At 49.1% G+C, this 11,544-nt stretch carries 20 protein-coding genes; 12 read left to right on the top strand and 8 right to left on the bottom strand.

The window, feature by feature from the left end:
- The coding region (locus tag C1752_RS14620; protein WP_233501601.1) for a thermonuclease family protein at nucleotides 1-593 on the bottom strand (593 nt) is incomplete at its 3' end.
- Nucleotides 594-683: 90 nt separating this feature from the next.
- Nucleotides 684-1,490, bottom strand: a complete 807-nt coding sequence (locus C1752_RS14615) for a hypothetical protein (RefSeq protein ID WP_110986807.1) — start codon at nucleotides 1,488-1,490, stop codon at nucleotides 684-686.
- Nucleotides 1,491-1,609: 119 nt separating this feature from the next.
- Here C1752_RS14615 and C1752_RS14610 point away from each other — a divergent pair, with 119 nt between their 5' ends.
- Both C1752_RS14610 and C1752_RS14605 read left to right on the top strand, forming a co-directional pair.
- Nucleotides 1,610-1,864, top strand: a complete 255-nt coding sequence (locus C1752_RS14610) for a hypothetical protein (RefSeq protein ID WP_146242349.1) — start codon at nucleotides 1,610-1,612, stop codon at nucleotides 1,862-1,864.
- Between the two features lie 218 nt (nucleotides 1,865-2,082).
- Nucleotides 2,083-2,541 (top strand): SRPBCC family protein, encoded by a 459-nt coding sequence (locus C1752_RS14605; protein ID WP_110986805.1) that lies wholly within the window; start codon nucleotides 2,083-2,085, stop codon nucleotides 2,539-2,541.
- A gap of 241 nt (nucleotides 2,542-2,782) precedes the next feature.
- On the opposite strand, the gene C1752_RS14600 is transcribed toward C1752_RS14605, so the two are convergent.
- Entirely contained in the window at nucleotides 2,783-2,974 is a 192-nt protein-coding gene (locus C1752_RS14600) for a DUF4278 domain-containing protein (RefSeq protein ID WP_110986804.1), read from the bottom strand.
- Between the two features lie 184 nt (nucleotides 2,975-3,158).
- Here C1752_RS14600 and C1752_RS28085 point away from each other — a divergent pair, with 184 nt between their 5' ends.
- From C1752_RS28085 to C1752_RS14580, 5 genes are all read left to right on the top strand, one after another.
- A complete protein-coding gene (locus tag C1752_RS28085; protein ID WP_146242348.1) occupies nucleotides 3,159-3,401 on the top strand; it encodes a hypothetical protein in 243 nt (80 codons plus the stop codon).
- Between the two features lie 60 nt (nucleotides 3,402-3,461).
- Nucleotides 3,462-3,965: a hypothetical protein gene (locus C1752_RS14595; RefSeq protein ID WP_110986803.1), complete on the top strand. Its 504-nt coding sequence runs from the start codon at nucleotides 3,462-3,464 to the stop codon at nucleotides 3,963-3,965.
- A 100-nt stretch (nucleotides 3,966-4,065) separates the two neighbouring features.
- Nucleotides 4,066-4,872, top strand: a complete 807-nt coding sequence (locus C1752_RS14590) for a sigma-70 family RNA polymerase sigma factor (protein WP_233501600.1) — start codon at nucleotides 4,066-4,068, stop codon at nucleotides 4,870-4,872.
- A gap of 88 nt (nucleotides 4,873-4,960) precedes the next feature.
- Nucleotides 4,961-5,236: an HU family DNA-binding protein gene (locus C1752_RS14585; protein WP_110986802.1), complete on the top strand. Its 276-nt coding sequence runs from the start codon at nucleotides 4,961-4,963 to the stop codon at nucleotides 5,234-5,236.
- A 134-nt stretch (nucleotides 5,237-5,370) separates the two neighbouring features.
- Nucleotides 5,371-5,631 (top strand): RNA recognition motif domain-containing protein, encoded by a 261-nt coding sequence (locus tag C1752_RS14580; protein WP_110986801.1) that lies wholly within the window; start codon nucleotides 5,371-5,373, stop codon nucleotides 5,629-5,631.
- Between the two features lie 291 nt (nucleotides 5,632-5,922).
- Here the strand turns inward: C1752_RS14580 and C1752_RS14575 are convergent, their stop codons facing one another.
- The 4 genes from C1752_RS14575 to C1752_RS14560 are packed head-to-tail and all read right to left on the bottom strand — an operon-like array spanning nucleotide 5,923 to nucleotide 7,745.
- A complete protein-coding gene (locus C1752_RS14575) occupies nucleotides 5,923-6,165 on the bottom strand; it encodes a hypothetical protein (protein WP_110986800.1) in 243 nt (80 codons plus the stop codon).
- Nucleotides 6,165-7,091, bottom strand: coding sequence for an alpha/beta fold hydrolase (locus C1752_RS14570; RefSeq protein WP_110986799.1), 927 nt, complete (start codon nucleotides 7,089-7,091; stop codon nucleotides 6,165-6,167). The genes C1752_RS14575 and C1752_RS14570 overlap by 1 nt, the downstream gene beginning before the upstream one ends.
- Nucleotides 7,088-7,300, bottom strand: a complete 213-nt coding sequence (locus C1752_RS14565; RefSeq protein ID WP_110986798.1) for a hypothetical protein — start codon at nucleotides 7,298-7,300, stop codon at nucleotides 7,088-7,090. Before C1752_RS14565 ends, C1752_RS14570 begins: the two co-directional genes overlap by 4 nt.
- Entirely contained in the window at nucleotides 7,293-7,745 is a 453-nt protein-coding gene (locus tag C1752_RS14560) for a hypothetical protein (protein ID WP_110986797.1), read from the bottom strand. The genes C1752_RS14565 and C1752_RS14560 overlap by 8 nt, the downstream gene beginning before the upstream one ends.
- Nucleotides 7,746-7,865: 120 nt before the next feature.
- Between C1752_RS14560 and C1752_RS14555 the strand changes: the two genes are divergently transcribed.
- The 5 genes from C1752_RS14555 to C1752_RS28080 all read left to right on the top strand — a co-directional run bounded on the left by C1752_RS14555 (nucleotide 7,866) and on the right by C1752_RS28080 (nucleotide 11,083).
- Complete coding sequence (locus tag C1752_RS14555; RefSeq protein ID WP_110986796.1) at nucleotides 7,866-8,141, top strand: HU family DNA-binding protein; 276 nt, start codon at nucleotides 7,866-7,868, stop codon at nucleotides 8,139-8,141.
- A 542-nt stretch (nucleotides 8,142-8,683) separates the two neighbouring features.
- The gene (locus tag C1752_RS14550; RefSeq protein ID WP_110986795.1) at nucleotides 8,684-8,941 is read left to right on the top strand and encodes an RNA recognition motif domain-containing protein; all 258 of its coding nucleotides are present in this window, start codon (nucleotides 8,684-8,686) and stop codon (nucleotides 8,939-8,941) included.
- Between the two features lie 76 nt (nucleotides 8,942-9,017).
- On the top strand, nucleotides 9,018-9,398 hold the full coding sequence (locus tag C1752_RS14545) for an AbrB/MazE/SpoVT family DNA-binding domain-containing protein (RefSeq protein WP_110986794.1): 381 nt from the start codon (nucleotides 9,018-9,020) through the stop codon (nucleotides 9,396-9,398).
- A gap of 55 nt (nucleotides 9,399-9,453) precedes the next feature.
- Entirely contained in the window at nucleotides 9,454-10,044 is a 591-nt protein-coding gene (locus C1752_RS14540) for a uridine kinase family protein (RefSeq protein WP_110986793.1), read from the top strand.
- A gap of 802 nt (nucleotides 10,045-10,846) precedes the next feature.
- Nucleotides 10,847-11,083 (top strand): GNAT family N-acetyltransferase, encoded by a 237-nt coding sequence (locus C1752_RS28080; RefSeq protein WP_158535107.1) that lies wholly within the window; start codon nucleotides 10,847-10,849, stop codon nucleotides 11,081-11,083.
- 248 nt (nucleotides 11,084-11,331) lie between these two features.
- Here C1752_RS28080 and C1752_RS28475 read toward each other — a convergent pair whose 3' ends face one another.
- On the bottom strand, nucleotides 11,332-11,475 hold the full coding sequence (locus C1752_RS28475) for a hypothetical protein (protein WP_158535106.1): 144 nt from the start codon (nucleotides 11,473-11,475) through the stop codon (nucleotides 11,332-11,334).
- Nucleotides 11,476-11,544 lie beyond the last annotated feature (69 nt).

The following is an 11,544-nucleotide window of genomic DNA, read 5'->3' as shown; positions in this document are numbered from 1 at the left end:
GGAATGCAAACATCTGGATAAGAGCGATCGCATCCTGACCGCGAAGGAGTAGCAGTTTTGGGAACAGATAGGGTTGGCTTCGGCTGTACCTTTGCTCGAATACCTTTGCGAAAATCCCACGGCATAATTGGGTCAACCTGAGACCAGAAGGCTAACCGTCGTTGTCGAGCGCTATCTTCAACCGCCAGATATCTTGCAGCATCACACTGGCCGAGATACTGCCGGTAAGCGACTGCTCGACCCTCTTGAACGAGTGCCAAGTTCACGTTCAAGGTACCTTTGAAGACTTCCGCAACAGTACGACCATAGCGGTCAGTCGTCTGAGGCTTCAGACTTACGCTAGTTCCCACTGGGATAATCTGCTGCAGGCGCTGTCGGGCTTGCTCACCATGAGGGGCTTGCTTAAGTTCGGCGGAATCAATGCAGGCCAGCCTGATTGTCTTGGTTTCTCCACTAGGATTCCGAACTCGAATTGTATCGCCATCACCCACAGAAACAACTGTGCCTGAGGTTTGAGCGATCGCAGAGCTAGGGAGCAAAATACCCAGCAAGAAGCCAGAAGTGGTCAGACTACGAATTAAGTTCTTGACCATCAGATACCCTTACAGTGACTCCTCTACCAGCATTCCCCTAAATGCTGTCATCTATCAAGCCGCAGTGAGCGCGATTGAGATGGCTGTGCCTTACTCTGAAAGCAACAAAGCTGCGCTACATCCTTCAGTCCCCTGCTGGTATGCATGTGTATTCTCAAGACGGTTGAAAAGGTCACTGACCTCTCCTTCCTTGAGACCAATTAGAGGGATGCCACGACTCACCCGATCCTCCCAGGGATTGCAAATGACATACTCACCAGTTCCGGGATGAACCAAGATAACGGTACTGGGATAGTGAGTCCATTGACCCTCAATGATTTCAGGGTTTTGCCCATCCCTTATCCTGGGGTAAAGCATATTGATGGTTACCCGCCACACGCCGTACCACGCTTCCTCTTCCGCATACAGGTACTCTATTTTCATTTTTTTGCCCTTGTAGAAAGCAATTACCTTTTGAATGGGTTCTTCCTTGTCCAAGAACTCAATTGCGGCTTTCTTTGTGGGCAAGGGGGCATCTTCAGGAACCAGCCAAACTTTCTGATGCTTAAGGGAACCATAGCTGCGTGTCCGTATATACCCAGGAGACTTGAAGACATAGTAGCGGAAGTAGGAGGGGTGAAATATCCCAGGAAAGGTCCAAAACTCTACAACACCAGCTCTATTGCTAGTGCGATTCACGATGGATTTGTATCGTCCTTCACACGTGCTGTAATCATAATCGAGCCTATATTCATCGGTTTGATGGCATTGATCTGCGAAACTGAACGCAAGCTCGATCCCTTCGATGGGTTTCTCCGTCACTACATCAAAAATCTTGATTCTGTGGTGGGCGACCCGGACGTAGCTTGCAGCTCCAAAAACGCCAAGCAGTGCGACGGTGATTGCCAGAACTTTCATACGCTATCATCCTTCCATCCACATTCACCGCAATCCCAATGCACCACGGGCGGATTCCCCAGGTCAAACCCGTGCCCACACCGGGGACAGTGCCCGGTTAGCATCGGATGGGTATCGTTATGCTGCAGCAAGTCATTGGCGGCCACCCGCACCAGCTCCCCACCATCAAAAGCCCAGCCTTCCGGTGCCCAAAACCCCTTCTCTGTAACTTCTGCGATCGCAACATGATCAGTACAACGATCTCCGGAGGGACCGGATGGGTGAATGGCGCAGACAATATGACTGGTCTGGTCATGGTACTGGCAGGAGAGGCACTGGGGAAGTTTGCGGAGTTTGGCTATAAGAACGTCCTACCTTTGAGGGGAGCCATATAGACGAGAGCAGTTCTCATTATTACAAACAGCACTGTTTTATAGGCGAAAATGAGCTGTTGTATGGGCAAATTAAAGCCACCAAATGACCGTCATCAAGCCACAATTCGTCTGATGCTACATTTGAGTAGCTAAAACTTGAGCCTCCTTCACGGCAACAAGCCTAGTCATAAGCCGCGCTGTTCTAGATCCTTCTCGGCTCAAGGTGATACGATCCGCGAATGGTACAGTATCGCTTTGTCACTCAGTGGTTTTTTCATGCTCCTATCGAGCAGGTATGGGAACGTATTATTGACAGCGAGCACTGGTATCAATGGATTCAGGACTTCCGGGGTGTAACGGTAAAAACTCACCCCGTCAGCAGTGAGAAAGTATTTGAAATCAACTATCGCGGCGATCTCCCCTACTCGTTTAATTTCACCTTAATGCCGATCCTTATTGATGCACCGCATAGAATGGAACTCAAGGCCAGCGGGGAGCTTGAAGGAACTGGATGCTGGATCCTTGTAGAGGAAGATGATGGCACCGCCGTTACCTATATATGGAATGTCGGGGTTAGCAACCCCATGTTCAGTCTTCTGACTCGCCTCCCATGGGTTAAAGCACTGACAGAAAACAACCACAACGCCACTATGGCCCGTGCTGAAGTAGCTTTAAGACAACTACTCAAAGAACACTAAATACAGTGGAAGATTGACAGCAGAAGCAGTGGGGGAGTTTATATAGATCTTTACTTCCCACAGAAATCAAAAAGGTTAACTGCCCAGAATCTTACAACTTCATTGGACAGTCTGAGCTTGCGCCTAGAGTCATGCTTGTGGAAGCGCTTTAATACTGACGAAAGCAATAAAATTCCCTTGTCAACTTATGTGGGGGGCAGACAAGGGGACAACAAAGTTTACTTTTTTCGGAGGATAGTTGCTATGACTTGCACGTAGCCAATTGGATACCACGATAAACCATCAGGCTGACAGAAGCATCAACACTTTCTCGGGTGAGGGGTAGAGAAATCTGAGTGCTCAGGCCGTGATACCGGCCCTCGATGAGGTCCAGCGAACCAGAACGCACAGAATTAGAGGCTTCATAGGATGTACCGCGATATTTCAGAGTCATAGTCTTTCTCCATCTGCTATTTAGAGTGGACTGTTATCTGAAACTGATATTCCAACAGTTCAACCTCAGTCACCGTGACAGAAACACAGGTATCTCGTGACGTTGATCACTTGTGTTGGTTTACCCTGCGAAATATTTCAGTCACAGCTAGGCTGGGAGTAAGCAGCGTACACAGAGGTCAATCATGCCTCTATCCACCGAAAAGCTCCGTGGCCGAATTTTACCCAGCAAACCAAACGGCCTCTCCCGCTGTGGGATGTCGATCGCAAAATACGCCCAGCACCGGGACACCTTGCGATGGTATGAGCTGTCAGGGCTAGGGGACATCATCGGTTCACCCCTAAAGCTAGACTTTTACACCCAAGTTGACACATCACGACCACAGAAGCGATCGCAACTCGCTGAGAAGCCGCTTGCCAAAACCTGAGGCGCAGCACCCCCTGCTCCTCAGGCATAATGGAAACTGCAGCGATCGCTTAAGCACTCTATGGCAACCGAGCGACGAAAGTATTCCCTGCTCAACAGCCAGCAGCTTGAAGAGCATCTAGAGATATTCACCTTAGATTGGGAACAGAAGCTCGCCAACTTGGGATGGTCCTCCGATGGCAGTGACTTACCGTCTGATATCGGATGGAAAGAACAGCATCACCAGCTTAGACATTGGCTAGAGATCTATTTGCGGCCCTATCAGGAACAAGATAGGCAAAAGCTCACAGGAGCTGTACTCAATGGTTTTTACGACGAGTTCCATCATGTCAGTGAGGAACAAGATACCTATGCTCTCTTTGAGTGGATTGCAGGCTGGCTGATCGAGGCGGTCACCCTCTATGCCTTGTTCAAACCCTTCTTGTCTCCAGCGCAAAAGCTAGAGTATGCCAGCCCCCTACGAGAGTGTGTCGATATCTTTCAGGGGCAGGATCCAACGCTCTTCGAGCCTGAGGTTTATCAAATGGTGAACACGCTATGCGAGGCTTACTTAAAGCCAGATTAGCTTTGTGCCAGGGTGACTGACTATAAGTTTTGTCTACAGTCCTTGCCTCGCATAAGCTTACGCGCTACATCAATGAGCATGGGTGTGGAAGGGAAATCTGATGGAAAGTGACAGCTTAGGACTCTATCTCAAAGAAATTGGTCGCATTCCGCTACTCTCCGCTGAACAGGAAGTAGAACTAGCTCAACGAATTCAGGCAGGAGATGCTGAGGCCAAGCAGCAGATGATTCAGGCCAATCTCAGGCTTGTGGTGGCGATCGCCAAGAAGTACCAGAACCGTGGGGTGCCTCTACTCGATTTGATTCAGGAGGGCAGTTTTGGATTAAACACGGCTGCTGAAAAGTACGATCTGGCCCAAGGCTGCAAGTTCAGCACCTATGCCTACTGGTGGATTCGGCAGTCTATGACCCGTGCAGTCATGCTGCAATCAAGAACGATCCGACTCCCTAGTCAAATCTATGAGCAGTACAATCGACTCCAGAAGACACAGCGAAAGCTATCTAATAAACTGAGCCGGACGCCTACCAGCGCTGAGCTAGCGGAGGCGATGGAGCTTTCGGTTGAACAACTCAGGAAAATGCTACAGCATGTGCAAGTCCCGGCGTCCCTTGACATGGAGGTGGGCGAGAAAAAGCGCGAGAAGGACCGACTGGTAGATCTCATCAAGGGGAATGACAACCCTGCTGAGAGAGCAGAGATCGCTTCAACAAAGGAGTCGATTCGAGCAATGCTCGGAATTCTCAAGGAGAGACAACAGTATATTGTTAGCCAGCGCTTCGGGCTTGATGATGGGGAAGCAAAGTCTTTCCAAGCCATCAGTGAGCGGCTCGGGATTACCCGCGAAAGAACTCGGCAAATTTATCACCAAGCAATGCAGCGGCTCACTCAGATGTATAACGCTGCCTAGGAAAGGCATTGATGGAAATTAGCCGTAAGAGGGCAAATCTCCCCAATACCGATACAATGCTCCCAATATTGATCAGTGAGAACTTCCAATGAACAAGGGTGAATTAGTTGATGCGATCGCAACCAAAACCAGCATCACCAAGAAGCAAGCTGAAGACATCTTGACGGCCACGACTGACACCATCATCGAAGCGGTAGCCAGTGGTGACAAAATAACCCTGGTGGGATTCGGTAGCTTTGAACCCAGAGATCGCGCTGCCAGAGACGGGCGTAATCCGAAGACTGGGGCTGTGTTGAAGATTCCGGCGACGACAGTGCCAGGGTTTAGCGCGGGGAAAGCTTTTAAAGAACGGGTGAAGGGTTAAGCATCCCAATCGACAATCAACTTTCGGTGGGCCAGTCCACGAGAGCTATTCAATCATCCAGAAATAGAGCGGCTTGAACGGGCACCTGAGGCTTATCCACCAATGCTTTTCTCTAAAGTCCTTTGTAAGTTCGCATGAGTCTTTTCATCGATAACCTGCCCCACAATGCCACACAAGATGACCTGAAGACTGTCTTCGCTAAATATGGAACAGCTACAGCTATCATGACCATCCGTGTTCCTGCAGATGAAGAGGAAGAGTCAGAACCTAGAAACTGCGCCTACGTGACCATGAGTTCTAATGCGGAGGAAGAAAAGGCTATAGCTGAACTAGATGGAACGGTGTGGATGGGGAAATCGCTAAAGGTACAAAAGGTTAGACCCCGCCGCAATTAGCACCCTGAAAGGAAGCGTTTGCCAAGGTTCGCGTCACTCAAATTCAAGATAAAAAAATATCCCATCTGTCAGATCGGACGACAAGATGGGAATACTTTGATTGTTCACAGATTTAAGGACATCTCAACGCTTTCTGGAACCTTCTCTCGAATAGGCGATTGAGTAAGATTATCTCTGTGTTCCCCAAAATAACTAGACTCCCCTAGCCTCACCGCTGGGGGTTTTTATTAGCATAACGCTTGGATATTCAGTTTCCCTGAGTACATCCACGGATCTTTAGATTTGGCGTCTTTAACCTTGAGCCTTCCTTACCGCACCTTTCGCAACATCCCGAGCTGTCGCTCGCACCAGTTCCCCGCCCTCAAATGCCCAGCCTTCAGATGCACAATGACCATGTTCGGCAACTTCCGAGATCGCAACAAAATCCGAACAGCGATCACTACTGGAACCAGACGGGTGAAGGGCACAGACAATATAGCCGAAGGGATCGTGGTAGCGACAGGAGAAGCACTGGGAGATGGAGCAGAGGCTCATCATGAAACTTCTGTTGTAAAAGCGAGTAAATGCTTGGCAACAATGTGGGGTTGATCAATATGGGGGGCATGGCCAGCTTGAGAGACCCAAACCAGTTGACTATTGGATATTGTCTGTCTAAAACGTAGGGCATCTCCGGTTCCAAGGACATCATCAGAAACCCCCCACATAACAAGGGTCGGATGGCTCACATCGGTAATACGAGGACCGAGATCAGCATATCCACCACTCTGGCAAAAGGTAGTGATCGTCGCTTTCCACCCTGGCATCTCTTGATGAAGCTGCGAACATCGCAATGGCTCAATTACTGTTGACGGCAGTGATAGTGCGGTAGCGGCAGCGAGTGCCGTTTGCTTGCGTAGGCATAACCAATCAGCACCCATCTCCAATATCGCTAAAGGACAGGATGGCCCCAATGGAAAATGACCGGAGAAACCCACACTGTCAATAACAACAAGCGATCGCACACACTCTGGGTGATGCATGGCAAAGTCAAGCGCCACTGCCCCACCAAGGGAAGCTCCAATTAGCACGACAGGCTGACCAATCCAACGGCTGATCACAGTCAACAGGTGTTGTCGGATGTGAACGGGATGGACAGAGAGTCGAGGGCAATACGCTGTAAAGCCACAACCATACCAATCCAACACCCAGCATTTCTGTTGGACGGCCAGTATCGGGAGAAGATACCGATATTCCAGCAGAGAGCTATCGAATCCCGGCAGGCATAGCATGGGGCTTGTGAGTTGAGGAATTGGAATCGACTCTGGCCCCATACAGGCAAAGGCTGTTGGAATATTGACTTCCCCAAAGTCTGTGCAAACTTCGACGGTTTGACGCCGGACCTGCTGGAGCAGGGTTTGCGCTGCTCTATCCTGAATCTCTGTGGCAGATGCGGGAAGGAAATTAGAGTCAGCTTGTTTCACGTCAACGTAAAGCAGGGTCGTCCTTCTCTATGATCACCCCACCACACCCAAACGACAACCGCAAAGATGCCAAGCAAACAAACCGCTGCCACAAAAGGCCGCCAGCTATCGGGGAACGGCAGTTCTGTATTCATCACATGAGACCGCGGCCCATCCAGGAGAGCATCATGGCGTGTGATATTAAGCTGAGGATCGTACTGATCAACCATGCGCCATCGCAACCTGCTCCCTCAGCAGGAACTCTTCAGCGATCGCATCCACCTGTTCCCTCACCGCAAACGACTGTTCTTGCAAAAGTCGGTCTATCGAGAACCGCTGCCCTAGCTCTACAGCAGCCTCACAGCAGTACTCTCTCGTCTCAAACAGCAGCGATGACAAGGGCGATCGCAACTCCCAGGAGAACAACTGATAGCCCTCGCAGTCCTCCCGCCAGACGACAGCAAGACTACCGATACGTTGAGCTGGGAGCTTGACGCCATTGGCATAGAGCATCAGAGACAAGCGTTTCTCTCTTATCTCTGAGGGAACAGACTGCTTGAGCAAGTCGATGCTGCTGGCCTGCCGATGGCGCTGCAGTTTACTAGAGTGAAACGAATGCCCGCGATGCGACCGCCTTCTTTGGGATAGCTGCTGAGATGACCGACGATATGCCATGAGTCCCTCTCTCACCCGGACTCTCAAACTATATCAAGACTTGAGAATTTCCTTACGTTTAACCGTTGTCCATGACAATTCGCTACAATCCCTCCAGATATCTGCATTTGAGGACTCCCCATGAACAAAGGTGAATTAGTTGATGCGATCGCAACTCAAGCCAACGTCACCAAGAAGCAGGCTGACGAAATTCTGACGGCCACTGTAGACACCATCATGGAGACTGTAGCCGGTGGTGACAAGGTGACAATCGTTGACTTTGGCAGCTTTGAACCCCGAGATCGCAAGGAAAGAGAAGGGCGCAATCCTCAGACTGGCAAGGCACTCAAGATTCCGGCGGCGACAGTGCCAGCGTTTAGCGCGGGGAAGGCATTCAAGGAGAAAGTGAAAGCCTGAGCACCCGAATAAAAACAAAGCCCCAGTGTATACAAATCCACCAGGGGGAGTTAACCGCTCGGAAGTAGGACAGTTGGAACGCTGCCTTGATTGCCAAGATAAGCGTGCAACATGAAGCACCCATGAAGGGCACGTCTCAAGAAGTTGATCGCTGTCATGATTGGTTACTCTTCACCGTGCGGCAGCAATCACACGCTCGACAAAAAATAATTTACCCGACCTGTCAGATCGGGTAACAAGATGGGAATACTGAGGCTGTAACGCAGATTTAAGGACAACTCAAACGCTTTCTGGAGCCTTCTCCATCAAGATGAAATTGAGTCAGACAAAATCTCAGCGTTCCCCAAAATAACTAGACTCCCCTAGCCTCACCGCTGGGGGTTTTCATTAGCTTAACTTTTGCGCTAGCACTCCGCCTGAGTAAATCTACGGTACTTAAATCCAGAAGTAAAGACAAAAAACTGCTGATATCGTATTATTCTCTAGAGAAATATAACTTTCGATAACTAAATGTCTTCAGTCTTCTACTCTTAAACATAACCATGACGATTGACGTCGGGAATTTGCCCAGGGAAGCAACGCGAGACAACCTAACAACCCTGTTTTCTAAATTTGGTAAGGTCATCTATGTCGCCATGATTTCTTCATACACTGACCGTGAAACTGGAAAACCCAGAGGCTTTGCCTTCATAGACATGGGTTCAGACACTGAAGAAGAAAAGGCGATCGCTGAACTCGATGGAGCTGAATGGATGGGCCGAACGCTCAAGGTCAATAAGGCCAGACCTAGAGAGAATTAACGATTTTGTTAAGCTGTAGCTCCAGCTAGACCTACAATCAATTTTTACTCAATTCAATCAAGGGCATTCAGCATTGATGGCGAAGAAAACTGCAGCAAAGAAGCAAGACATTCAGCCCTTAGTTGGGAAAGAACTACTCAAAAAAGTTAAGAACTTATCTCACCTTTCCAAACGTGAAAAAGCAAAGGAATGCGGCTATGAGATAGGTGGCCGAGTCAACCTAAGCAGTTTTATGAGCGCCATCCTTGAAGCGAAGGGCATTTCTCTAGACGGTGACACTAACGGCGACGGCAGGGGACGAGAGGCCAGCTATCGGGTCAAAGTTCATAAGAATGGGCAAATTGTACTGGGATCTACTTACACTGAAAAGATGGGCCTACAGGTCGGTGATGAATTTGAAATTAAGCTCGGATATAAGCATATTCACCTTGTACAAATTACCGAAGACGATTCGTAGAAGTAGAGTCATTGCGATCGCAACTGTACCATCGTTTCCATAGGCCAAAGTTACGATGACGCCCACCACCATCATTGGAATCGGCGGCGGTAGTGGCGCAGGTAAAACGACTCTAGCTAGGGCGATCGTAGATCGACTGGACAGCCGTGCGCTACTCATCAGCCATGACCGCTACTACTTTCACATGGCCTGCGGTAACTACGATAAACCGGAAGCACTCAATACAAGCTTGATGATCGCTCATCTGGAAACGCTGCGATCTGGTGAGCCAGCAGAGCTACCCATTTACGATGAGATCAACAGTTGCCAGACAACCGAGACTGAGCGGGTCATTCCAAAGCCAATTATCCTTGTTGAGGGGATCTTCGTTCTCACTGTGCCCGGAATCTTGAACACTTTAGACTTCAAAATCTTTGTAGAGACTCCCAGCCAGAGCAGGCTAGAGCGTAGGCTCGTTAGGGACTCTACCGAAAAGTTGAGATCGCAAACCAGCATCATTCAAGAGTGGCACAAAAATGTGATGCCAACCCATCAAGCCCTAGTCCAGCAAGGAGCATCCAAAGCAGATCTGATTATTTCAGGCGACAGAGACATCAGTAAGACTCTCGAAGTGATCTTACAACGACTCGATCTTACCCATGCCTAAGCCAGCGATCGCCCACCACCGCACTACCGTCGCCAGCATCCTGAAGCTTCGCCATCGGATACTGCGGCAAGGGCACACGATTACCTCGTCCTGTTCTCCGCGAACATGATGAGGTCAGAAACAACGGTTTCTTGGGCGGAAGAAAAGGCTGAGAGCGTAATTGTCGGGTATATCTACCCTGACTGCTTTCATCCCTCCTAAGCGAAGATAGAGGTAATTGGATCAATACTGCTGGCCACCAATATATAAGGCTGGTATTTAAATTTGTCTGTGAATACTGCTGACTACCCCTTTATAGGTTGGCTTGTCACAACAACCCTCTGGAAGTGCATCCAGGGGGTTGTTGTTTTGAACTACAGCGGTTTTCAGTTAGATAGAGGACACCTGCAATAGCGGAAAGCCTTCCCTTGAAGGCTTTTTCACTTCAGCCTTGTCCTACCAAGCCACGATCCGCTGTATCAATCCCGAGATGATTCACAGAACCTCATACCATCCTCACATTCGGACATTACGGTGGAACCTACATAACACAAACATAAATTCCCCTTTACCACTTTTTATTATTCGGTTTTTTCAATGAATGATTGCCCAATCTGTTCCAACGATATGTCAAAACATTTTGGCCACGGTAAGACGTACTGGTTTTGTTCTCACTGTTGGCAAAAAATGCCTGACCTACAAAGCCTTGTGCTGAACAGAAGGCTAATGCAAGCACGAGAAGCTTCTACTCTTACTCGGTGTCTTGGCTCTGAAGTTATACCCTCCCCTGCGTAGATAGAGCTTGTTATTTTCTCCAACCTCATTGATAGTCCGCAAAGGTCTCAACCCTTTATGGGTCCACAGCTCTAGAGTTGAGATCGCATCTCTAGAGCGCGACGGCCTGCTCAAGCCGATCTGGTGTTTTGCGAGGGTGAGCGACAGGGGGTTCTATGAAAGACTGGGGTGGCAGGCGGCGGGGCTAGAGTTTGACCTTGGGAATGCAGGGCCGTCGATCACGATGGTTTGGAGTTGCGATCGCACCGCTAACGCACCTAACTAGTCGTCCCTGAAAAACCTCATTAGCCCATATATCACCAGCCTTTCAGGCACTAAAATGTGGATCTAAATTGCAAGTCAATTCGCTGCCCCTTGCAAAAACTGGTGAAATGGCGCTTTTCTTAATTGCTTGAAGCCCCCAATCCATGTGTTTGCACAAATCTATGTGCTCCAAATCGGGTCTCTAGAAGCTCTGATATACAGGGGCCGCAGCAAAATACCTTCAAAATGCAAGGGGTTTTTCAGGGACGACTAATTATCAGTGTAAAAAGTAGAGGTCTCCCCACCAAGGTAGGTATGCATTTCTGTCCAAGTTGCCTCAGATCTTGCGTTGCCATCTAGCTGTTCTGCCTGCAGCAAAAAGGCATCGACAACACGGGAAACCTTTTTCACCATTATCTGCCGCTCTACTCTAGGATAGAAAACCGCTGTAAAAGAGGTTGACGAATGCCAATAAAAATTCCC

The organism is Acaryochloris thomasi RCC1774 (assembly GCF_003231495.1).
In the GTDB taxonomy this organism is placed as follows: Bacteria; Cyanobacteriota; Cyanobacteriia; order Thermosynechococcales; family Thermosynechococcaceae; genus RCC1774.
The sequence above is the reverse complement of the archived record's forward strand: the minus strand, read 5'-3'. Positions and strand labels throughout refer to the sequence as shown.